Below are 20631 nucleotides of genomic sequence, written 5' to 3'. Positions count from 1 at the left end.
CCGGCTCCCCGGTGACGCTGTCCGCCCTCGCCGGCGAGGGCCTGACGGCGGATCTCGCCCCGGAGTCCGGCAAGGCGTGGGCGAGGACGGTTCTGCCCGCGGCCCCGGTGCCCGAGCCGGTCCATGTCACGGTCAGGCTCGACACCGTCATTCGGCGCCCAGCCCGTCGCGCCAGGTCGGCCTAGACGGCTTCCAGCCCAGCACCGTGCGGGCCCGGTCGTTGGCCGCGCCCCGTGCCGCGGTGAGCTGATGGGCCGTGAACCAGCCGAGCAGCCGCGGCGCGAGGTCCGCCGGGACCGTCCGCGGAGGGGGCCCGCCCAGCGTCCGTGCGTAGTGCGGCAGCCACTGGGCGGCCGGGGCGGGTTCGTCGTCCGTCACATGGAACACCCCCGTGGCGTGCGACTCGACCGCCGGAACAGCGGCCGCCACGGCGTCGTCCACGTGCAGGAACGAGGTGACACCGGCACCGCCTTCGGGAAGGGGGAAGCGGCCTGCCCGTACCCGCTGCGCGGTCCCGCCGGCACGGGCGTACGCGGTCCCGGCGCCGTACAGCGTGCCGTACCGCAGCACCACACCCGCGAGATCCTGGGCGCCCAGGACGAGCCGCTCCAGCTCGGCGACGGCCCGTACGGTGGCGGCCCAGCCCGGGTCCGGCGCGTCCGTGTACAGCGGTGCGTCCTCGTCGAGGACGGGCCCTCCGGCGGGGGCGGCGGCGAAGGCGATGGACTGCGCGACCAGCCGCCGCGCGCCGGCCGCGCGGGCCGCCTCGACGAGATGTGCGGTGCCCTCGGTGCGCAGTCGCGCGGTCTGCGCGAACGCCCCGGCCGGGTCGTCGCGCAGAAGCCGCAGCGCCGTCAGCTGGTGGACGACCACCTCCGGCCGGGCCGCCGCCACCGCCGCACACAGGGCCTCGCGGTCGAGTGCGTCGGCGACCACGACCTCGTCGGCCTCCGGGGCCCGGTCCCGGGAGCCCTCACGTACCAGCGCGCTCACCCGGTGACCGCGCTCCCGCAACGCGCCCACCAGCGGTTGTCCGACCACTCCGGTGGCTCCGGCGACCAGTACCCGCACGCCTCAGCCCTCCCCACCGGGAACGACGGCGCTCGCGGCACCGCCGGGGCCGGCCGGAGCGGCGACCCGCATCAGCAGGCGGCACGCCGGGTCACCGTCCCGCAGACAGCTCTCGGCACGGTTCTCCGCGAGGGTCACACCCAGCCCTTCGGACCAGCCCGCATGGATGTCGGTGCACGGGCACCGGTAGCCCTCCAGCGAACCGGCCATCTTCACCATGGTGACGGCGAAGCTGCGCCGCAGAGTGAGCACGATCAGGTCGTCGCCCACCACCTCGGTGGAGGCGTTGCGCAGTTCCGGCGGGAACATCCGGTCTCCGCACTCGTCGTACCGGCGGCGCAGCTCCTCCAGGTCCTTGCCGCTGTCGCCGCTGCCGGTCAGGGGGCCGGACCGTCTGGCGATCCGCTGTCCGACGTGCAGGGCGACCTTGCGCAGCGCCTCGGCGTTGATGTCGTTCGCGGCCTGTTGTCCGAAGCGCGCGGCCACGCCCTGGTACCAGTGCGCGTCGTGCTGCCACCACAGGCGGTAGGCCTCCACCGTCTGCGCTCGGTGGTTGACCTGGTCGGGACCCGTGCCCGTGCTCATGCCTGCTCCTTGGCCGCGAACCGCTCGCGCATCACTCGCTTGAGGACCTTTCCGGTCGCACCCTTGGCCACGTCGTCGGGCTTCATCCGCAGCGCGCGGGCCACCGGGGGAAATCCGGCGCCGGAGAGGACCGCGTTGACCCGGCCGGTCCATGCCTCGTCGCTGTCACGGCCGGTGTCGTTCTCGTCCGCGAGGTGGAGCAGCGCGTACGCCTCGGCCAGTCCGTCGCCGTCCCAGTCGGCCCGTACGCCCTCGGGGGCGACCCCGACGACGGTGCAGTCGGCCACTTCGGGCAGCTCCCTCAGCAGCAGCTCCTCGGTGCGGGTGCTGAACAGGATCCCCTCGCGGGTGCGGACGGCGTCGGGCGCCCGGTCGAGGTGGTAGAAGTTGCCCTCCTCGTCCCGCTGGGCGAGGTCCCCGGTGAGCCAGTAGCCGCCCAGGCGCATCCGGTTCCAGGTGAGGGAGTCGTTCCAGTAACCGGGGGTGAGCGTCGGCGACTTCAGGCCGAGGCGGCCGATCCGCCCGGGCGGCAGCGGGGTGCCGTCCTCGGCGAGTACGGCGGCCTCGGCGAAGCTGATGGGTCTGCCCACACAGCGCGAGTAGGCCGAGGTGTCCTTGGTGTGCCGGTTGTGGAACACGGAGTAGCCGGCCTCCGACGAACCGAGCCCGTCCACGAAGACCGAGCCATCGACCCGTCTGCGGATCAGGTCCCGGCCGATCTCCACGTGGTTGCCGTGCCGCACCAGGGCCCGGATGTGTGCCTCGTGCGCCGCGTCCCCGGTGTTGAACCACACCTGCACGCTGGACAGGTCACGGCCCGACAGATCCTGGGCGGCCATCTCGCCGAAGGTCCCGGCGAAGGCCAGCACCGTCGTCGGCCGGAAGTCCTCGACGGCGTCCAGCACATCGACGCCGCGGCGGCTGGAGAGCAGCTTGATGTCGGTACGCAGCAGCAGGCAGTACAGCAGCGTCGCCACCATGGCGTTGTGGGCGCCGGGCAGCCCCACCAGGGTGCGCTCCATGTCGGTGCCCGTGGAGTAGCGCAGCCGGTGCAGTTGCGCGTACATCAGTGTCCGGTGGGTGTGCGGCACGCCCTTGGGCATGCCGGTCGTGCCGGAGGAGTGCGAGATGAGCACCGGGTCGGTGGGGTCGTGCCGGTAGGGGTACGACGGTGGCAGCGCGGCGCGGTGTTCGGGCCGAATGTCGGCGGCGGTCACGCAGAAGCGCAGTCCGGACCCGGGCCCCGCCAGCACGTCGCGGTGTTCCCGGTCGGTGAAGGCGCCGACCGCGCCCTGTCCGCGTACGTACTGCTGGGCGATCCGCGGCGGCAGGTCGCCGTTGACGAAGGACGCGATGGCGCCGAGGGCCGTCAGAGCAAGGAAGTTCACCGCGAATTCCGTACTGGAGTGCGCGTGGACCGCGACCGGGTCACGGGGGCGCACGCCATGGGCCGCGTACCAGCCCGCGTACGTCTCGACGACCTCGTGCAGTTGTCCCAGGGTCAGCACCTCGGGCCGGCTGCCGTCCGGTGCGCGCCAGCTGCCGTCGGTCCGCAGTACGGGTTCGTCCGGCGGGCGGCCGTACGCCCTGAGGCGCTGCAGGACGTTGCCTGCGCCGAGTTCGGTGTCGGAGCAGATCCGTGCCCGCTCCTGTCTACTGATGAGCATGAATCTCCGTCTCGTTGCTTCCGGGGAGCGCATGGCCTGGAGCGTCGGGGTGGGTGGTGAGGACGAAGGCGGCGGGTTCGTGCCCGGCCGGGGGTTCCGCGGGCAGGAGGTGGCTGCCGCCGTCTCGCAGCAGCAGGCGGTGGGCGGCGGCCAGGTCGAACAGGCCCTGGATGCTTCCGTGGTGCCTCGCCGCCCCGGGGGTGCCGGTGCCGCTCGCGACGTCCGTACGGTCTTCTGCCGACCGGACCCGCACCGGTGCCCCGGTTCCGGGACGGCCCAGCAGGACGGCCGCCGCCAGGCCCGCGGTGGGCGGGAGGGCCGGGACCGGGCGTCCGTCGTCGGCGGTCAGCTCGCGGTGGACCCGGGCCAGGCGCTCGCTCCCGCCCAGCTCGACGCCCAGCGCCAGGACACGGTCCAGTTCCGGGTCCTCCAGCAGGAGGCCGGCCATGGCCAGCAGTTCGGCCACCGGGTCCTCGATGCCGGAGAGGCTGAGCATCTGCCCGGTGATCCCGAACTCCTTGCTGATGTGCCCGAGTACGGAGTTGGGGGTGGCCTGCATGAACAGCAGCGGGTTGTGGACGCGCCCGGACACCATGCGCCGGCTGGCGAGATCCGCGGTGGTGGTGTCCCCCGTCAGGCTCGCCAGGGCCACGGCGGTACGCGTGCCGTCGCCGGGGCGTCCGGTCAGGCACTGCCGGGCGGCGTCGTACGCCAGCGGGCTGAAGGCCGACTCCACGAAACCGGGCAGTCGCGGCAGCGGGATGTCGTCGTCCCGTCCGGTGCCGTGGGTCGCGGTGGCGCTCGCGAGGATGCCGAGGGCCGTCCGCAGCACCGGTTTCCGGGGCGTTCCGGTCGCCTCGGACGGCATTCGGGTCCGGTGGGTCGTCATGGGCGCTCCAGGACGATGGCGGTGTTGGCGCCCCCGAAGGCGGCGTTGACCGTGAGGGCCCGGCGCAGGTCGGCCTTGCGGGGCTGGTTGGGGACGTAGTCCAGGTCGCACTCCGGATCCGGCCGGCCGTATCCGGCGGTCGGCGGCAGCAGACCGTCCGTCAGGGCCAGCATCGTGATCACGAACTCCACGATGCCCGCCGCCTCCAGGAGATGGCCGGTGGTGCTCTTGGTGGAGCTGACCGGTATCGCCTCGGCCCGCCCGGGGAAGGCGGCCCGCAGCCCTCGGGTCTCCGCACCGTCGTTGTACCGCGTGCCGGTGCCGTGGGCGTTGACGTAGCCGAGAGCGGCCCCTTCCGGATCTCCGGCGAGGCGCATCGCCTGCCGCGTGGCGCGGGCCAGGCCGGCGCCCTGCGGGTGCGGCTGGGCGATGTGGTGCGCGTCGGTGGCCGCTCCCCAGCCCGCGACGGTCGCGAGCGGCCGGGCGCCGCGGCGCCGGGCGTGCTCGGCGGACTCCAGGACGACGGCTGCCACGCCGTCACCGAGGAGCAGTCCGCTGCGATCGAGGCTGAAGGGGCGCACCATGCCGTCGCGGGACAGTGCCCGGCCGGAGTCGAACTTGCCGAAGGTCTCCTCCTCCACGAGGTATCCGCCGGCGCACAGCGCCGTGTGGATCCGGCCGGAGGAGATCAGCCGGCAGGCGTGGATGATCGCGGCGGAGGAGGCGACGCAGGCGTTGGTGAAAGCGAGTCGCGGCCCGTTCAGCCCGAGTTGTCGTGCCAGCAGCTCGGCGAGGTGCGCGGGCACCGCGTCGGCTGCCCGCTCCCCCGATCCGCTCGTGGCGTGCCGGACCGTCTCCCCGTGGGCGCGGGCTCCTGGTGCGGCGTCCGCGCCGCTCGCCTCCCGGCCGCCACCACTGCCCCCGCTGCCATCGCTGTCCGCGCCGTTCGAGCCGTTCGAGCCGTTCGGGACGGGCTTGTCGGACGGGGAGTCGGCGGCGGTGCGCCAGTGACGGGTGACGCTGGTGTGGTCACCGGCGACGCCGAGCAGCACGACCGCCTCCGTGCCCGGTGGGAGGCCGGCCATGTCGAGGGCCTCCGCCCCGCACCGATTGAGTGCGTGGCGCAGGGCCCACTCCTCGACCGCGTCGGGCCCGTCGGGAGCGGCGGCGGCCATCGGCGTGCGGTACGGGCCGGTGTCGAACCTCGTGGTGGGGGCGAACGACGGGGTGCCCGTGAAGACCCCGCGCCGCAGGGCGTCGGCGCCGGTGCCGAAGGCGGTGCGCACCCCGAACCCGGTCACCGTCGCCTCACCGCTCATCACGCGCTCCCCTCTCCGCGCGGTCGTCCTGGGCTGCGGCGCCGAGAAAGGCGGTGAGCCGCCGCAGCGAGGTGAGCCCGGCGATGTCCTCGTCGCTGGGCTCCACGACGAGGCCGTAGCGCTCCTCCACCACGTGCAGCAGCCACACCAACCCGAGGGAGTCCAGTACCAGTTCGGTGTCCTCACCGAGGGTCTCGGGCACTCCGGGGAAGATCTTGCGGTCCGCCAGCAGCTCCCGGACGGCGTCGGTGGTCAGCGGTGACAGCACCGCGTCCGTGTCGCTCCGCGTGGCTTTCGTGCTCATGCCTTCGCACCGCGTCGGACGACCTCGGTGACGAGTCCGCCGAGGGTCAGCGAGGCCAGGGACTCGATGTCGGTGTCGGGGATCTCCACACCGAACCGCGACTCCAGCCGCAGGGTGAGCTCGATGAGGCTCAGCGAGTCCACGTCCAGTCCGCCGACGGTCAGGGGGCTCTCGTCGGTGATGCCGTCGCGGCTCGTCAGGATGTTCATCTCGTCGATGACCGCGCTCAGGACGAACTCGCGGATCTCGCCTTCCAGCGTTGATGTAGTCATGCCTACTCGTCTCCCGTGCTCCGGTGAAAGGTCGTACGAGGCGTACGAAAGGAGTTGTGCGAGGTGTGGGACAGAAGTCGCGCCAGGAGGGCTCGTGGCCGAGGCCGGGTTACGTACCGCCGCCGGTCGCCGCCGCCTGAAGGGTCGCCGCCTGGCGCACGAGCTTCCCGTTGGACGTGCGGGGCAGCGCCTCCAGCAGTCGCACCACGCGCGGCAGCTTGTAGTCGGCCAGCCGTTCGCGGCACCAGCGCAGCAGTTCCTCGGCCGACGGCCGGTCGTCCCCTGCGGCCAGCGACACGTACGCCTCGGTCATGCCCTCGTGGACCAGGACGGCCTGCTCGACCGCCGGATGCTGGAGGAGCACGTTCTCGACCTCGGTGAGGTCCACCTTGAGGCCGCCGATCACGACCAGGGAGTCCGCGCGGCCGCGCACCCGGACCGCTCCCGCGGCGTCCACCGTGGCCCGGTCCCGCGTGTGCAGCCAGCCGTCCGCGTACTGCGTACCGCCCGAGTCGAAGAGGTAGGGCGACTGGTCCAGTGCGACGTCCAGTTCGCCGTTGTGCTCCCGTATCACCACGCCCGCCGCGGCCCGGCCGACCGATGGCCGCAGCGCGCCGAGGGCGTCCATGGCGACCACACCCGACTCGGTGGTTCCGTAGGACTCACCGACCGGTACGCCGTACAGGCCGGCGAAGCGAGCCGCGACCTGCGGCGGCATCAGTTCACCGCCCGACACCGCGACCCGCAGGTCGGGCAGGGCGGGGGGATCGATGGCGGCGGCGAGCAGTTCGTAGTGCATCGGCACTCCGAACAGGGCGGTGACGCGATGGTCGACCGCGGTCCTCAGGATGTCGCGGGCGGAGACACGGGGCGCGAAGACGACGGACACTCCTGCCGCCAGTGCGTGCAGCAGGCCGCCGATCAGCCCGAAGCTGTGTGCCGTCGAGCTGAGCAGCAGCAGCCTGTCGCCCCGGCCCGGCATGCCGGGGACCGCGGCGAACCGCTCCACCTCGGCGGCGAGGGAGCCGACGGTCCTGCCGATCACTTTCGGCCGCCCCGTGGAGCCCGAACTGAACTGCACCAGCCGGTGTCCGGTGGTGGCCGGCCTGCCCGTTCCGTGGCACTCGGTGACGACCTCGTACTCGGAGCGGAAGCCGAACGCCGCCCGGACGTTGGAACCGGCCCGGACCATGAACTGCGGTCGGCAGGTGGCGCCGAGCGCCGACACCTCGGCCGGCTTCAGCCGGAAGTCGAAGAGCAGCACCTGGGCCCCGAGCCGCCACAGCGCGAGCAGCACCTCGACCTGGGTGAAGCTGGGCGGGGTCCGCAGGCCCACGGTGCTGCCCGGACCGATCCCGAAGCCCGCGAACACCCGGGCCTGTTCGGCCACCCGGCTGCGTAACTCTCCTCGGGTGACCGTCTCCTGTTGATGCGTCAGATAGGGAAGACCGTCGTCGTGCCCGTCGAACAGCACCTGGACGAGAGTGTCCATCGCGCCGTCCGCCGAGCCGCTGGACACACCGTCCGGCCGGTGGTCCGTGCGGGGCGGTCCGTCGACGAGGTCGCCCATCAGACCTCCTTGCAGAACTCGCCGATGGGCAGGCCCACATGGCGCTGGTCCGCGGCGAGATAGCCGAGCAGCTCGTCGCCGGACCGCAGCTCGGTGACGTTGAGGACCTTTCCGCCCGGGCCGAGCACCCGTACGTGCCAGTCGTCCTGCACGGTCAGGCTGACCAGCCGGCCGTCCTCGGCGTGGGTACGGATCTCAAGAAGGGGCCGGGACTCCAGTTTCGCCCGGCCGACGACGACCCGCCGGGTGCGGCCGTCGGCCCCGACCGCCAGCAGGGCGCTGCCGGAGCCCACCTCGCTCAGGTAGTTGGTGCGGTTGTCGGGCCCCAGCGTGTAGGAGTGCAGGGCACCGGCGTTGACGCGGAACGGCCGGGTCGGCATGTAGGGCAGCGGGTGGGTCTCGCTGCAGCAGAGGACGAACCCCGAGGAGTACGAGCCGACGAGGATGCCCTCGTCCTCCTCGAAGTGCGAGCAGGTGTCCACGCAGACCCGGTCACCGAGCCCGACATGCCGGATGCTCTCGACGGTGAGGGTGGACAACTCGAGCTGGGGCGTGGTCGCTTGCAGCAGTCTGGCCAGCGCGAACACGTCGTCGGCGCTGCGGGGCGCGTACAGGATGCCGTCCGAGCCGCGTTCGAGGACGTCGAAGACGATGGCCGCCTCCTCCAGGTCGTCGACGACGGTCACGAGCTGGCCGTCGGCGGGCTCGGCCGCGGCGAGCACGATCTCCAGCGGGATCTTCGTCGGGTCGGCGAAGTGGATGACGGTGTACGGCAGCGCCAGGGCGCCCGCACACGACAGCTGAAGGGTGCGGTCGTCCCGTACGTCGATGAATCCGGCCGCGGGCGTGCCTCCGTCGGCGCGGTTCTCCGCGGCGAGGGCGTCCAGCTCGTCCTGGGTGGTGAACTTCCGCATGAGGACGTCGATTCCGGAGCCGGGCCGGGTGTCGGCCCCGCCCACGGGCGGCTTCTTCGCGCTGCCGGCGTCTCTGCTGTCGCCGGCGTCCTTGCTGTCGTCGGCGTCCTTCGTCGTCGCCTCGTTCGCCTTGGCCTGCTTGTCGACGGGCTTCTTCGTCCCGGGGGTCACCGGGCTCCCGGGGTCCAGCACCCGGGTGACGGTCGGCGGCAGCGTGCCGAGCAGTCCGGCGTCGGTGGTCAGCACCCCGGCCATCCGGGTGTGGACGGCCGCGTCCACCACCGCCTGGAGCTGCTGCTGGGGGACTTCACGGAGATCGATCCATGCGAACCTCATGCGACACCTGCCACGATCGTCGAGTATTCGGCCATGTTCATGTCGTTCGGCACGCCGTCGGGAGGCGGCTCCGGACGGGTGCCGTGCACCACGGCGGACAGCCGTGACACCAGCGCGGCGGGCGAAGGAGCCGAGAACACCCGGCGGCCGATGGCCAGGCCGTGGCAGCCGGAGGCCATCACGGCGGTGGCGTACTCGACGAGGTCGGAGCCGTCCTGCGGGCCGCCCGCCGCCAGGACGGGGATGGGGCTGTTCGCCACCACTTCGGCCATCCGGTCGATCGGCAGGGCCACCGAGGTCTTGACCATGTCCGCGCCCAGGTCCGCGGCGACGTTGACCAGATGGGCGAGGAGGGCGGGGTCGCGCGGGTTCTCGATCCGGGGGCCCCGGGGGTAGACCATCGCGATCAGGGGCATGCCCCACGCGTCGCAGGAACGGGCCACCGCACCCAGATCGGCGAGCTGCCGGGCCTCGGTGTCCGATCCGATGTTCACGTGGACACTCACCGCGTCCGCACCGATCCACAGCGCCTCTTCGACATCGGCGACGAGCACCTTGGCATCGACATCGGCGGAGCAGGCGGTGCTGGCACTCAGGTGCATGACCAGGGCGCAGCTTCGCAGGACGTCGGGAGTGAAGGCGCGGGCACGTCCTTTGTGGACGATGACGCCGTCGGCCCCGCCGGCCACCAGCGCCCGCAGCAGGTCGTCCCACTTTCCTGCGGGGACGATCGGTCCGTCCGAAACGGTGTGGTCGAGCGGGATGAGCAGGTGCCGGCCGTCACCCGCCAGCGAAAGTCTTCTCAAGCGTAATAACTTGCCTGTTTTCAGCACGGGTATTGCGCCTCCCAGTCGTGAGGCCGCATTTCAGAAAGCCGAACCGCAGCAACCCGTTGCGGTCTCCTATGTCCGAAAAACGATGGCTGTAGAACTTTCAAGTTCCGCTCACCCGTCAGCTTTCCCTGCGTGATCGCCCGTTGACAAGGCGACATCATCACAAATTTTTATACGGCCAAGCGCATGACTATTGACAGCATTTTGACAGGAATTCCAGGGTTGACGGCGGCCACGAGTACTGGTTTGTGGCTGATTGATGCGGCACATGGCGAGGTGGCGGGACAGTGCGCTCTATCCGCATTGAGGAAGTGCGTCACGGCGACATCCTTATGAGGAGTTTTACGTCTCGCACCGGCGCAAAGAGACCCACATTCTTCCGACCGGTCATACGGGCCCGTTCGGTTATTCGGACGACTCGGCTTACTTGTCGAAATCGAATTTCCGGGCTTAGGGTGACAGGCGCACTCCGGTTCCTGTTTCATGCGAGGCCGTCCCCCACTTGAACCCGGCCGTCTTTCGGACCGGGCGTACCGGAAGTGACTCCCCCATGCCCGATTCGCCGTCCAAGACCGTGCCCGCGACCGTGGATCCCGGTTCCGCCGAGTTATCGGCGCCGGAAGCGAAGAGCAGGCCGTCGCGAACCGCCGTCGCGAGCCTGATCGGCACCACGATCGAGTACTACGACTTCGCGGTGTACGGCACCGCCGCCGCGCTCGTCCTGGGACCCGCGTTCTTCCCCTCCGGCAACTCCACCGTCTCGACCCTGGCCGCGTTCCTCACCTTCGCCGCCGCCTTCCTGGCCCGCCCCCTCGGCGTCGTGCTGTTCGGCACGATCGGTGACCTGCTGGGCCGCCGACGGGCCCTGGTCGCCTCCCTCCTGCTGATGGGCGTGGCGACCGTCGGCGTCGGACTGCTGCCGACCTACGAGACCGCCGGACTCCTCGCCCCCGTCCTCCTGGTGACACTCCGCCTGCTGCAGGGCGTGAGCATGGGCGGCGAGTGGGGCGGAGCGGTACTGCTCGCGGCGGAGCACGCGCCGCCCGGCCGCCGCGCCCTGTACGCCTCCATCCCGCAGGCCGGACCCTCGCTCGGTTTCCTGCTGTCCAGCGCGGTCATCCTGCCCACCCTCCACATCGCGGGCCGCGACGGCTTCGCCGACGGCGCCTGGCGGATCCCGTTCCTGCTCAGCACCGTGCTCGTGGTGATCGGCCTGTGGGTGCGCACGACGGTCTCCGAGTCACCCGTCTTCACCTCCACGGCCCGCCGTCCGGCACAGGCGCCCGTGTCCCGCTTTCCGCTCGGCACACTCCTCGCGCAACACCCCGGCCGCCTGCTCCTGGGCATCGGCGCGGCGGTCGGCGGCTCGGCCGTCTACTACCTGACGATCGTCTACAGCCTCTCGTACGGTCCGAAGTCACTGGGCATCCCGCAGAACACGATGCTGACCGCGGCGAGCATCGGCGCGGCGGCCGGAATCGCCGTCACCCTGCCGGCCGCGAGACTCGCCGACCGGATCGGCCGCCGACCGGTGATGCTCACCGGCGCCGTCGGCTGTGTCCTGTGGGCGGTGCCCATGTACGCCTCGCTCAGTTCGCGCGACGGCGTGGTGATCACCGGTGCCTACACGGTCGGTCTCGTGCTGCTCGCGCTGATGTTCTCCCCGGTGGCGGCCTTCCTCCCGGAGCTGTTCCCCGCCCGGCTGCGCTACACCGGCGCCTCCACGGCCTTCATCCTCGCCAACACCTTCGGCGGCGGCTTCGCCCCACTCGTCGCGACCTGGCTCAACAGTCACTGGGACTCACCACTCGTCCTCGGTTTCTACACCGGCGGACTCTGCCTGGTGAGCCTCATGTGCCTGCTGGCGCTCCCGGAGACCCGGGACTGCGACTTCGACACCTGACGGCCCGCGTCCTTCGGCACACTTGCGCGCACGTCACCTCCGCCCGCCGACTCATCACCAACTGACGTACAGGTGAGCACAGTTGGACCACCCGTCGTAGTGGGCGGGGCAGCACGGCATCATGGTCGGCCGTCCGCCACAGAGGCGTTTCGGCCGATTCCGGCCGGGTCACCAGATGCTCACACCCGTACATTGACCTCTTCGCCGTCGTGCCCAACGGTGGAACCTCCCCGACCACGTGAGAAGGGAAGTTCCCATGCGCAGACGGCACTTCATCAGTGGGCTGGCCGGCACCGCGGCAGGACTCGGTCTCACCACGGCGACCGGTCCGGCCGCGACCGCCCACAGCACGGCCACCGCCTTCCTCCCCGGCTGGCAGCCGGTCTCCGTACCCGAGGGCCGGACGGCCGCCCAACTCCTCGGCGTTGCGGCCGGCGGACCGGACGCCGCGTGGGCCGTCGGCGAGGAGGGACGCAACGGCGCCACCCGCGGCAAGCCCCTGGCGATGACGTGGGACGGGACGGCATGGTCCCGCACCGCCCTGGACCACCTCGGCCTCTCCGGACAACTGCACTCCGTCGCCGCCGCGTCCCCCGACACCGCGTGGGCCGTCGGCACCGACACCTCCGGCACCGGGCATCTTCTGGCCTGGGACGGCGGAACATGGCAACAGGTGCCGTATCCCGGTAAGGGCGACACCGGCACGGTGATCACCTCCGTGACGGCCGCCCCCGACGGACGCGCCTGGGTGTCGGGCCGCAGCAGCGACAACCTCTCGCTGCTGCACTGGAACGGACAGCGCTGGCGCTGGTGCGCACCGCTGCCGAGCACGGTGACCGAGGTCCCGTCGGGCGTGCACCGCACACCTGGTGACGAGATCTGGGTGTACGGCGTCGGCATCGCCGCCCGCTGGGACGGCACATGGACCGAACTGGCGCCGCCCACCGGACTCCGTTTCGGTGTCACGGGACTCCTCCCCCGCGCCCACGACGACGTCTGGCTCACCGGCTACGACTACGGGGTGGGCGGACCGCCCGGCAAGCCTCCCGGCTGCGTCCTGCGGCACTGGGACGGCACCTCCTGGAACAACGTCACTCCACCCTTCACCGTCGGACGCCTCAGCGGCATCACCGGCGACGAACAGGGACACCCCGACCGCATCGCCGGCTGGGACTTCTGGGACCAGACACGGGCCCACTACCTGCGGTGGGACGGCACGGCCTGGGTGAGCGAGCGCGGACCGCTGGCCACCACCCCGGTCCTCCTCAACTCCCTGGCCCGGGTACCCGGCACCGGCGAGTACTGGTCCGTCGGTACGAACTCCTCCGCGCCCTACCCGCCCGCCCAGGCGCACATGGAGCACTTCGGCCCGTGACACCGCCGGCACCGACCAACCAACAAGGTTGCAGCAGCAAGAGTTCGGGGACGGGTCAGGCATCAGGACACGGCAATCGCAGTCAACAAGGCACACACAAGGAACAGGCCATTCCACTCGTGCGTACTATCTCTACACTGGCGCAAAGCACGCAGTTGTGTCCCAGGGACGGACCCGTCCTGCCGGACCCCACACCGATCCCCGCTCGCGCACGCACACGCCCCTCTGTTTGCACCCCGTGCCGGCGCACCGAGAAAGGCCCCCAGTCATGGCTGAGAACCAGACCTCCACCACAGAACTCACCTCGCAGTACATCGCGCAGGTGACGAACGACCTCGAGCGCAACACCAAGGAGCAGGACCGTATCGCGGGAGACATCTCAACCCTGAAGGAGCAGTTGCTCGCCCTGCAGCACGACCACACCGTCCTGGTGCAGATGCAGGAGGCCCTCGGCGGCCCGCGTCCCGCCGCGGACACCACCCCGGCCGCGCCCTCCGTCCCGAACCAGGCTTCCGCCCCGACGAAGCAGACCGGGCAGGCCAAGCCGAAGAAGGCGGCTGCCACGGGCGTGAAGAAGACCGCGGACAAGAAGACCCCTGCCAAGAAGCCTGCCGCGAAGGCACCCAAGTCGGCCGCCCAGCCCAGCCTTGTCGACCTCATCCGCGGACACCTGGAAAAGCAGAGCGAGCCGCGGTCGGCCGCCGAGATCACCACTGTGCTCTCCGAGGCCCACCCCGACCGCAACATCAAGACGACCGTGGTGCGCACCACCCTTGAGAACCTGGTCGCCAGGAGCAGCGCGCACCGCAACAAGCAGGGCAGCTCGGTCTTCTACACCGCCACCACCGAGCCCGCCGCCGCGCCCCAGGCCGCCGCGACGACCGACTGATCACCTGCGTCGGCGCCACTCCTCCGAGGTGCCGAAACCTGCGTGAGTTCCGTCCACACACACCGTTGTGTGTGCCGGGGCCGCCGCAGGCAGGATCTCAGCCTGCCGACGCAGACCGACGCCGCGAAGGAGCGGGCCGGACGCATCCGCACACGGCCCCTTCCTCGCCGGTCGACACGAGGAACCAACCATGCCGATCCCGTAGGGCTCACTGTCCACAGGGCTCACTGTCCACTCGGCGGGTGCAGGCGGGCGAACTCGTCCGCGAGCATGCCCATCAGGATCAGGTCGTGGTGCCGTCCGTCGAAGAACACATGGTCACGAAGGCGCCCCTCCTCGGTGAAACCGAGCCGGCGTTGCAGTGCCAGGGACGCCTCGTTGTGCGCGAAGACGCGCGCTTCGCACTTGTGGAAACGCCGCTCGGCGAACATGAAGCGCAGCAGCATCACAGCGGCCTCTGTCGCATACCCCTTGCGCCGATGGTCCGCGCCCATCGTGATGCCGTACTCGAACCACCCCGCACAGGTGTCGGCCTGGTGCGAAGCGACGACGCCGACCAGCTCGGCCGAGTCGACGGTTTCGATCGCCAGGGTGAAGCAGTCACCGTCGGACTTGGCGACCGACTGCTCCCTCGCCCGGTCCCGATGGCTCTCAGCGGAACGCGGCGGCTGCAACAGGTCCCCCAACCGCTCCTCGTCCGCGGCGAAGCGCATGAGCGAGGTCCAGTCGTCGGGCTCAACACCCCGCAGGCGTATGCGTTCACCGCTCCAGTACGATCCCATCCCTCATTTGATCACGCGGTGTCCAAGGTTGTTTCACCAGCCGGTCGGGCCCTTCTCGTACTCCGTGTGCATGGGCCCCTGTGTCCTCGTGGGCACCCCCATGCACGACAATCGAGCACCCACTGTCCCAACGACCGAGGAAACCACCGATGCCACATCGCCCCACCGTTTCGATCTCGGAGTTCTCCGTCGCCGACGGGGAGGCCGGGCCCTACGGCATCACCTGCGGGCCGGACGGTGCCTTGTGGTTCACCCTGGTTCACCACGGGCAGATCGGCCGCTTCACACTCGACGGCGGCACCACCACCCACCAACTGGAACCGGCGTCCGGCGGGCCCTCACTCATCACGACGGGTCCTGACGACGCACTGTGGTTCACCGAGTTCCGCGGGCACCGCGTCGGCCGCATCACCACCGCCGGGGACATCACCTCGTTCCGGTTGCCGACGCCGGACGCCGGGCCGTTCGGGATCGCCGCGGGCCCGGACGGCGCGTTGTGGTTCACCGAGGCCAACGCCGACCGCATCGGCCGCATCACCACCGAGGGACACGTCACCGAGTTCCCCATCCCGCTCTCGGGTGCCTTCCCGTCCGCCATCGCCGCCGGAGCGGACGGCCGTATGTGGTTCACCATGAACCAAGGGAACGCGATAGGCGCCGTGGGAGCCACGGGAGACGTCGTCGTCCACCCACTGCCCACACCCGACAGCGCTCCGGTCGGCATCACCGCCGGTACCGACGGCGCCCTGTGGTTCGTGGAGATCGGCGCCGGGCGGATCGGGAGGATCACGACGGAGGGGCAGATCGACGAGTTCGCCCTGCCCGACCATGCTTCCCGCCCGCACGCCATCGTCGCGGGAGCCGACGGCAGTTGCTGGTTCACCGAGTGGGGAGCCAACCGCGTCGGCCGGATCACCGCTGACGGCCACGTCGACGAGTACGACCTGCCCAGTGCGTCCTCGGAGCCCCACGGCATCGCACAGGGGGCCGACGGCGCGGTGTGGGTCGCCCTCGAAACCGGTGCGCTCGCCCGCCTCACGACTGGGTGAACCAGCAGTTCCCCGCAGGCCCATGGGCGCTGCGACGTGCCGTCGAGGGGGCGTCCCGGACGGCGACGTGGGCACGCCCCCGTTCCGGTCCGGGCGCGGAGCCTGTCCGGGCGGTGGGGCGTGCGGAGGTCACAGGAAGGCCGAGGTGACCGCCACGAACCGTTCGGCGTCGTCGAGCCAGGGGTAGTGGCCCGCTCCCGGCTGCACCACGAGCGTGGCGTCGGGGAACAGTGCCGCGAACTCGGCCGCCGACTCGGGAGGACTGTTGACGTCGAACTCTCCGGTGAGCAGCAGGACAGGCGCCTCGCGGTCGCGGAGCGCCGCACGAGTTGCCTCCGGGCTGAAGGCTCCCTCGGCCCCGAAGAGCGCGACGGCCTCCGGGTTGGCGGGCCGCCCTGCCCGATGGTGCTGTCGGGCCGCGGCATCCCACCGACCGTAGTAGAAGGGGGCGATGGCTTCCCAGTCGCTGCCCGTGCCCGCGGTGATCGCCTCCAGCGCGGCGAACGCCTCCGGGAACCACGGTTCGTCCCGCCGCCGCTGCGCGAGGTCGCGGCGCGTGCGCGCGGTGACTTCGACGCCCACCGCTCGCGGACCGGGGCCGATCAGGGCGAGCTTGCCGACGCGCTTCGGGTACCTCGCCACGTACTGCGTCACGATGCTCGTGCCCGCGGAATGACCCAGCAGGTCCAGCCGGGGAAGCCCGAGGTGTTCGCGCAGCGCCTCGATGTCGTCGACCATGCGGTCGCAGCGGTAGGAGGAGGTGTCGTCGGGAATCGCGGACCGCCCGGTGCCGCGGAGGTCCAGAACGATCAGCTGCCGGTGGGCGGACAGTCCGCCGAGGTCTCCGAGGTAGAGCGAGTCCGCGGGGCCGCCCGGGACGCAGACGAGCGGATGGCCGTCCCCGGTCACCCGGTAGGCGAGCCTGGTTCCGTCAGGGGCGTGGAAGGTGGGCATGGGCCGCATCCTGTCAGTCATAACCAGGTTGTACAACTCGGTTATGACCGAGTGGGGGTCCTGGTATATAACCGAGCCATGGCAGGGACGGACAGGGCGCGACACACCCCCGACACGCTCACCGACGAACAGGCGGAGCGGATGCTCGCCGACATGAACGAGGTCATCCGCGCGGGCGAGGAGATGCGACGCCTGCGCACCGAAATGATCAAGCTGTTCGCCGACTTCGGCTGGACCCAGGACAGGATCGCCCGCCTCACCGACATGAGTCAGCCCGCCGTGTCCAAGCAGGTGACGAAGTACAGGTCGGGCGAGCCGCTGCCACCGACCCGGCTCTCCCTCGACCAGCACGACGTTCCCTGGCTCGAAGGACGACTGTGGGGCCTCGCCGAGGAGATCTCCGAAACCTGTGGGGAGACCGCCCGCTGCACCCGTCACGTCCACGCCCTGGCCCGGGGAAGGAAACACTTCACCCCTCAGACCGTCGACGAACTGCGGCGCCTCGTCGAAGAGGACCTGAGACGGCACGCGGCACGGATGCCGCGCGGCTACCGGGACGCCTACGACGAGATCAGCCGCGGACTCGACGTCCCCACGAAGACCACCACCACGGGGTCGCCCTCCGTGCGCCGCACGCTCGCCCACCGCATCCAGCGCGACCGGCTGAGGGACGACGCCTGAACGCCGGTCGGGCCAACGGCACGTACGGCTCGGTTCACAGGACCGCGAACGCCCCGGAGGCTACGTCACCAGGACGTCCGGAGAAGCCCGTCAGTGCGACTCACGGCTCACCTCGGAGCCGCTGGAGCCGATGAGGAAGTCGAGGTCGGCGCCGGTGTCGGCCTGGAGGACATGGTCGACGTAGAGGCGTTCCCAGCCGCGGCGGGGCCTCGCGAACCCGGCGACGGTCGCCTCGGTGGGCGTCCTGCGGGCGAGTTCGTCGGCCGGTACGTCGACCTCGATCCGGCGCGCCGCGACGTCGAGAGCGATGAAGTCCCCGGTACGCACGAGGGCGAGGGGCCCGCCTGCCGCGGCTTCCGGGGCCACGTGCAGGACGACGGTGCCGTAGGCGGTGCCGCTCATCCGGCCGTCGCAGACCCGGACCATGTCACGGACTCCCTGTTCGAGGAGCTTCTTCGGCAGAGGCATGTTCGACACCTCGGGCATGCCCGGGTAGCCCTTGGGACCGCAGCCCCGCAGGACGAGGACGGAGTCGGCGTCCACGTCGAGGCCGGGGTCGTCGATGCGGGCGTGGAAGTCCTCGACGCTGTCGAAGACGACCGCCCGGCCTCGATGGCGCAGCAGGTGCGGGGAGGCGGCGGCCGGCTTGATGAGGGCTCCGTCGGGAGCGAGGTTGCCGCGCAGGACTGCGATGCCTCCCTCGGCGACCAGCGGCTCGGCGCGGGTGCGGATGACCTCGCTGTCCCAGATCGGGGCGTCGTCGAGGCCCTCCACCAGAGGCTTTCCGGTGACGGTCAGCGCGTCCGGGTCGAGCAGGTCGCGTACCTCGCGCAGGACGGCGAGCAGGCCCCCGGCACGGTGGAAGTCCTCCATGAGGAAACGGCCGGCAGGCTGGAGGTCGACCAGGACCGGCACGCGGGAGCCGATGCGGTCGAAGTCGTCGAGCGACAACTCGATGCCCAGCCGTCCCGCGATCGCCAGGAGGTGGACGACCGCGTTGGTCGAACCGCCGATGGCGGCCAGCGCGACGATCGCGTTGCGGAAGGACGCCTTGGTCAGGAACGTCGCGGGTCGCCGGTCCGCGCCCACCATGTCCACCGCCAGCCGGCCGGTGTGGTGCGCGGCCTCCAGCAGCCTGCTGTCGGGGGCGGGCGTGCCGGCCACGCCGGGGACGACCGTGCCCAGCGCCTCCGCCACCAGCGCCATCGTCGAGGCGGTGCCCATGGTGTTGCAGTGCCCGCGGCTGCGGATCATCGACGACTCGGAACGTACGAACTGCTCCTGCGAGAGCGTGCCCGCCCGGACCTCCTCCGACAACTGCCACACCCCGGTGCCACAGCCCAGCAGACCGCCTCGGAAGCTGCCGTTGAGCATCGGCCCGCCCGGAACCACGACCGCGGGGAGGTCCACCGAGGCGGCGGCCATGAGCAGTGAGGGGATCGTCTTGTCGCAGCCGCCGAGCAGGACGACACCGTCGATGGGGTTGGCGCGCAGCATCTCCTCGGTGGCCATCGCAGCCATGTTGCGCCACAGCATCGCGGTGGGCCGCACCTGTGTCTCACCGAGCGACACGACAGGCAGGTCCAACGGGATCCCGCCCGCCTCGTACACACCGTTGCGCACCGAGGCCGCGACCTCGTTCAGGTGCGCGTTGCAAGGGGTCAGGTCCGAGGCGGTGTTGGCGATGGCGATCTGCGGCCGGCCGGTGAAGGCGTCCCCCGGAACACCTCTGCGCATCCAGGCCCGGTGGATGTAGGCGTTGCGGTCCTGACCTGCGTACCACTGGTCGCTCCGGAGCTCCACCTGGAACCTCTTTCAACAGTCGGTACGACGGTCTAGAGTCTGGAACGCCATGAAGCATACGCAGACGGACCCGTCCGAGAAGCCTGTCGCCCGCATCGGCGTCCTCGGCGAACACGTCGGCACAGGCACCCCGCCCGGCGGCGGCGCGGCCTTCACTCCGCCCGCCCACCTCAAGCCCGGAGACGTCACGGAACTGGGCGTCGGGCAGCTCGGTATGCAGCGCCGGCACGTCCTGGTTCCCCGGTGAGCGGTCGGCACATGCGCGCCTTCGTACTGACCGCGCCGGGCACCTACGAAGTCCGGGAGGTACCCGCGCCGGTGGCCCGGCACGGCGAGGTCGTCGTCGACGTCGAACGGGCCGGGGTGTGCGGCACCGACATGGAGTTCTTCACCGGAGAGATGGCCTACCTCCACCAAGGCCACTCCTCCTACCCCGTACGGCCGGGCCACGAGTGGGCCGGCCGCGTCACCGCCGTCGGCGAGGGCGTCGACCGCGACTGGCTGGGGCGCCGCGTCATGGGCGACACCATGCTCGGGTGCGGCAACTGCCGGCGTTGCCTGCGCAGCCGGCAGCACGTGTGCGAGAAGCGGAGCGAGGTCGGCATCCGTGGAGCACGACCCGGGGCTCTGGCGGAGCAACTGGCCGTACCGGCCTCCTCGTTGCACGCCCTGCCCGACTCCGTCGACGCCGTCCTGGGCGCGCTCGTGGAACCGGGCGGCAACGCCCTGCGCGCCGCCCGGGCAGCCGTGCCCCGCCCCGGGGACCGCGCCCTGGTCCTCGGACCGGGGACCATCGGTCTGCTGGTCGCGCTGTTCCTGCGGGCCGCCGGCGAGGAAGTGCACCTCATGGGCACCACCGACGAGTCGCTCGCCTTCGCCCGCGGTCTGGGCTTCGACCATGTGTGGACGGAGGACTCCCTGCCGGATCTGCCCTTCGAGGCGGTCGTGGACGCCACGAACGCCGTCCATCTGCCCGCGCGGGCACTGGAAGTCGTCGAGCCGGGCGGCCGCCTCGTCTGCATCGGGCTGGCCGCCACACCCAGCCGCGTCGACACCCGCACCCTCGTCCTGAAGGACGTGACCGCGGTCGGTGTCCTGTCCGCCTCCCCCGGCCTGGACGAAACCATCCGCGCATACGCGGACGGCCGTGTCGACCCCAGACCGCTCGTCGCCGCCACCGTAGGTCTCGACGACGTCGGCCCCGTCCTTTCGGGAGAACGCCCCGCGACCGCGGGACCCGGCCCCAAGATCCATGTCGACCCACGGACTGGTGCGGCGCCGACGGCTACATGAGCGATCTCGCCGCCCTCATCGACCTGCCGGACTCGCTCGCCGTCTGACGGACACCACGGGCGTCGGAGAGGTCGGCGACTCGCCGGAAGTGGCGACACGCGGGAACGCGGGGCCCTCAGCCCGTGACCGGGTGCATTGTCAG

The 20631-nt window shown here is 71.1% G+C and carries 20 protein-coding genes; 7 read left to right on the top strand and 13 right to left on the bottom strand.

Annotated elements, in window-relative coordinates:
- Nucleotides 1–147: 147 nt before the first annotated feature.
- From KUF83_RS23140 to KUF83_RS23095, 10 genes are all read right to left on the bottom strand, one after another.
- The gene (locus tag KUF83_RS23140) at nucleotides 148–1071 is read right to left on the bottom strand and encodes an NAD(P)-dependent oxidoreductase (RefSeq protein ID WP_217456700.1); all 924 of its coding nucleotides are present in this window, start codon (nucleotides 1069–1071) and stop codon (nucleotides 148–150) included.
- Nucleotides 1072–1074: 3 nt separating this feature from the next.
- Entirely contained in the window at nucleotides 1075–1656 is a 582-nt protein-coding gene (locus KUF83_RS23135; RefSeq protein WP_217456699.1) for a hypothetical protein, read from the bottom strand.
- Nucleotides 1653–3323 (bottom strand): class I adenylate-forming enzyme family protein, encoded by a 1671-nt coding sequence (locus KUF83_RS23130; protein WP_217456698.1) that lies wholly within the window; start codon nucleotides 3321–3323, stop codon nucleotides 1653–1655. The genes KUF83_RS23135 and KUF83_RS23130 overlap by 4 nt, the downstream gene beginning before the upstream one ends.
- Entirely contained in the window at nucleotides 3310–4212 is a 903-nt protein-coding gene (locus KUF83_RS23125; RefSeq protein ID WP_254644240.1) for a hypothetical protein, read from the bottom strand. The genes KUF83_RS23130 and KUF83_RS23125 overlap by 14 nt, the downstream gene beginning before the upstream one ends.
- Complete coding sequence (locus tag KUF83_RS23120) at nucleotides 4209–5531, bottom strand: beta-ketoacyl synthase (protein ID WP_217456697.1); 1323 nt, start codon at nucleotides 5529–5531, stop codon at nucleotides 4209–4211. The genes KUF83_RS23125 and KUF83_RS23120 overlap by 4 nt, the downstream gene beginning before the upstream one ends.
- The gene (locus KUF83_RS23115) at nucleotides 5521–5835 is read right to left on the bottom strand and encodes an acyl carrier protein (protein WP_217456696.1); all 315 of its coding nucleotides are present in this window, start codon (nucleotides 5833–5835) and stop codon (nucleotides 5521–5523) included. The genes KUF83_RS23120 and KUF83_RS23115 overlap by 11 nt, the downstream gene beginning before the upstream one ends.
- The gene (locus tag KUF83_RS23110) at nucleotides 5832–6107 is read right to left on the bottom strand and encodes an acyl carrier protein (protein ID WP_217456695.1); all 276 of its coding nucleotides are present in this window, start codon (nucleotides 6105–6107) and stop codon (nucleotides 5832–5834) included. The genes KUF83_RS23115 and KUF83_RS23110 overlap by 4 nt, the downstream gene beginning before the upstream one ends.
- 109 nt (nucleotides 6108–6216) lie before the next feature.
- Nucleotides 6217–7599 (bottom strand): class I adenylate-forming enzyme family protein, encoded by a 1383-nt coding sequence (locus KUF83_RS23105; RefSeq protein ID WP_374106139.1) that lies wholly within the window; start codon nucleotides 7597–7599, stop codon nucleotides 6217–6219.
- Nucleotides 7600–7676: 77 nt separating this feature from the next.
- Complete coding sequence (locus tag KUF83_RS23100) at nucleotides 7677–8927, bottom strand: 3-dehydroquinate synthase II family protein (protein ID WP_217456693.1); 1251 nt, start codon at nucleotides 8925–8927, stop codon at nucleotides 7677–7679.
- Nucleotides 8924–9760, bottom strand: a complete 837-nt coding sequence (locus tag KUF83_RS23095; protein WP_217456692.1) for a 2-amino-3,7-dideoxy-D-threo-hept-6-ulosonate synthase — start codon at nucleotides 9758–9760, stop codon at nucleotides 8924–8926. The genes KUF83_RS23100 and KUF83_RS23095 overlap by 4 nt, the downstream gene beginning before the upstream one ends.
- A gap of 550 nt (nucleotides 9761–10310) precedes the next feature.
- Between KUF83_RS23095 and KUF83_RS23090 the strand changes: the two genes are divergently transcribed.
- From KUF83_RS23090 to KUF83_RS23080, 3 genes are all read left to right on the top strand, one after another.
- Nucleotides 10311–11663, top strand: coding sequence for an MFS transporter (locus tag KUF83_RS23090; RefSeq protein ID WP_217456691.1), 1353 nt, complete (start codon nucleotides 10311–10313; stop codon nucleotides 11661–11663).
- 256 nt (nucleotides 11664–11919) lie between these two features.
- Nucleotides 11920–13038, top strand: a complete 1119-nt coding sequence (locus tag KUF83_RS23085) for a hypothetical protein (RefSeq protein WP_217456690.1) — start codon at nucleotides 11920–11922, stop codon at nucleotides 13036–13038.
- 268 nt (nucleotides 13039–13306) lie between these two features.
- Entirely contained in the window at nucleotides 13307–13927 is a 621-nt protein-coding gene (locus KUF83_RS23080) for a hypothetical protein (RefSeq protein ID WP_217456689.1), read from the top strand.
- A 224-nt stretch (nucleotides 13928–14151) separates the two neighbouring features.
- On the opposite strand, the gene KUF83_RS23075 is transcribed toward KUF83_RS23080, so the two are convergent.
- On the bottom strand, nucleotides 14152–14709 hold the full coding sequence (locus KUF83_RS23075; protein ID WP_217456688.1) for a GNAT family N-acetyltransferase: 558 nt from the start codon (nucleotides 14707–14709) through the stop codon (nucleotides 14152–14154).
- Between the two features lie 149 nt (nucleotides 14710–14858).
- On the opposite strand from KUF83_RS23075, the gene KUF83_RS23070 reads away from it, so the two are divergent.
- Nucleotides 14859–15758 (top strand): virginiamycin B lyase, encoded by a 900-nt coding sequence (locus KUF83_RS23070; protein ID WP_217456687.1) that lies wholly within the window; start codon nucleotides 14859–14861, stop codon nucleotides 15756–15758.
- 129 nt (nucleotides 15759–15887) lie between these two features.
- Here KUF83_RS23070 and KUF83_RS23065 read toward each other — a convergent pair whose 3' ends face one another.
- Nucleotides 15888–16712 (bottom strand): alpha/beta fold hydrolase, encoded by an 825-nt coding sequence (locus KUF83_RS23065; protein ID WP_217456751.1) that lies wholly within the window; start codon nucleotides 16710–16712, stop codon nucleotides 15888–15890.
- Between the two features lie 78 nt (nucleotides 16713–16790).
- Between KUF83_RS23065 and KUF83_RS23060 the strand changes: the two genes are divergently transcribed.
- Nucleotides 16791–17393 carry a helix-turn-helix domain-containing protein gene (locus tag KUF83_RS23060; RefSeq protein ID WP_217456686.1) on the top strand — a complete coding sequence of 201 codons (603 nt, stop codon included), beginning with the start codon at nucleotides 16791–16793 and terminating at the stop codon, nucleotides 17391–17393.
- Nucleotides 17394–17483: 90 nt separating this feature from the next.
- On the opposite strand, the gene KUF83_RS23055 is transcribed toward KUF83_RS23060, so the two are convergent.
- Nucleotides 17484–19196, bottom strand: coding sequence for an IlvD/Edd family dehydratase (locus tag KUF83_RS23055; RefSeq protein WP_217456685.1), 1713 nt, complete (start codon nucleotides 19194–19196; stop codon nucleotides 17484–17486).
- Between the two features lie 49 nt (nucleotides 19197–19245).
- On the opposite strand from KUF83_RS23055, the gene KUF83_RS23050 reads away from it, so the two are divergent.
- The gene (locus KUF83_RS23050; RefSeq protein WP_217456683.1) at nucleotides 19246–19443 is read left to right on the top strand and encodes a hypothetical protein; all 198 of its coding nucleotides are present in this window, start codon (nucleotides 19246–19248) and stop codon (nucleotides 19441–19443) included.
- An 11-nt stretch (nucleotides 19444–19454) separates the two neighbouring features.
- Nucleotides 19455–20489, top strand: a complete 1035-nt coding sequence (locus KUF83_RS23045) for a zinc-binding dehydrogenase (RefSeq protein ID WP_217456682.1) — start codon at nucleotides 19455–19457, stop codon at nucleotides 20487–20489.
- Nucleotides 20490–20631 lie beyond the last annotated feature (142 nt).

Origin of the sequence: Streptomyces sp. BV286 (assembly GCF_019090165.1) — a bacterium.
Lineage (GTDB): Bacteria > Actinomycetota > Actinomycetes > Streptomycetales > Streptomycetaceae > Streptomyces.
This window is presented reverse-complemented; position numbering and strand designations above follow the sequence as displayed.

Coding starts and splice junctions, on each gene's coding strand:
- KUF83_RS23050 (WP_217456683.1), top strand. CDS start 19,246: ATGAAGCATACGCAGACGGACCCGTCCGAGAAGCCTGTCGCCCGCATC.
- KUF83_RS23135 (WP_217456699.1), bottom strand. CDS start 1,656: ATGAGCACGGGCACGGGTCCCGACCAGGTCAACCACCGAGCGCAGACG.
- KUF83_RS23065 (WP_217456751.1), bottom strand. CDS start 16,712: ATGCCCACCTTCCACGCCCCTGACGGAACCAGGCTCGCCTACCGGGTG.
- KUF83_RS23085 (WP_217456690.1), top strand. CDS start 11,920: ATGCGCAGACGGCACTTCATCAGTGGGCTGGCCGGCACCGCGGCAGGA.
- KUF83_RS23080 (WP_217456689.1), top strand. CDS start 13,307: ATGGCTGAGAACCAGACCTCCACCACAGAACTCACCTCGCAGTACATC.
- KUF83_RS23130 (WP_217456698.1), bottom strand. CDS start 3,323: ATGCTCATCAGTAGACAGGAGCGGGCACGGATCTGCTCCGACACCGAA.
- KUF83_RS23090 (WP_217456691.1), top strand. CDS start 10,311: ATGCCCGATTCGCCGTCCAAGACCGTGCCCGCGACCGTGGATCCCGGT.
- KUF83_RS23070 (WP_217456687.1), top strand. CDS start 14,859: ATGCCACATCGCCCCACCGTTTCGATCTCGGAGTTCTCCGTCGCCGAC.
- KUF83_RS23075 (WP_217456688.1), bottom strand. CDS start 14,709: ATGGGATCGTACTGGAGCGGTGAACGCATACGCCTGCGGGGTGTTGAG.
- KUF83_RS23115 (WP_217456696.1), bottom strand. CDS start 5,835: ATGAGCACGAAAGCCACGCGGAGCGACACGGACGCGGTGCTGTCACCG.
- KUF83_RS23125 (WP_254644240.1), bottom strand. CDS start 4,212: ATGACGACCCACCGGACCCGAATGCCGTCCGAGGCGACCGGAACGCCC.
- KUF83_RS23045 (WP_217456682.1), top strand. CDS start 19,455: ATGCGCGCCTTCGTACTGACCGCGCCGGGCACCTACGAAGTCCGGGAG.
- KUF83_RS23120 (WP_217456697.1), bottom strand. CDS start 5,531: ATGAGCGGTGAGGCGACGGTGACCGGGTTCGGGGTGCGCACCGCCTTC.
- KUF83_RS23105 (WP_374106139.1), bottom strand. CDS start 7,599: ATGGACACTCTCGTCCAGGTGCTGTTCGACGGGCACGACGACGGTCTT.
- KUF83_RS23110 (WP_217456695.1), bottom strand. CDS start 6,107: ATGACTACATCAACGCTGGAAGGCGAGATCCGCGAGTTCGTCCTGAGC.
- KUF83_RS23100 (WP_217456693.1), bottom strand. CDS start 8,927: ATGAGGTTCGCATGGATCGATCTCCGTGAAGTCCCCCAGCAGCAGCTC.
- KUF83_RS23060 (WP_217456686.1), top strand. CDS start 16,791: ATGGCAGGGACGGACAGGGCGCGACACACCCCCGACACGCTCACCGAC.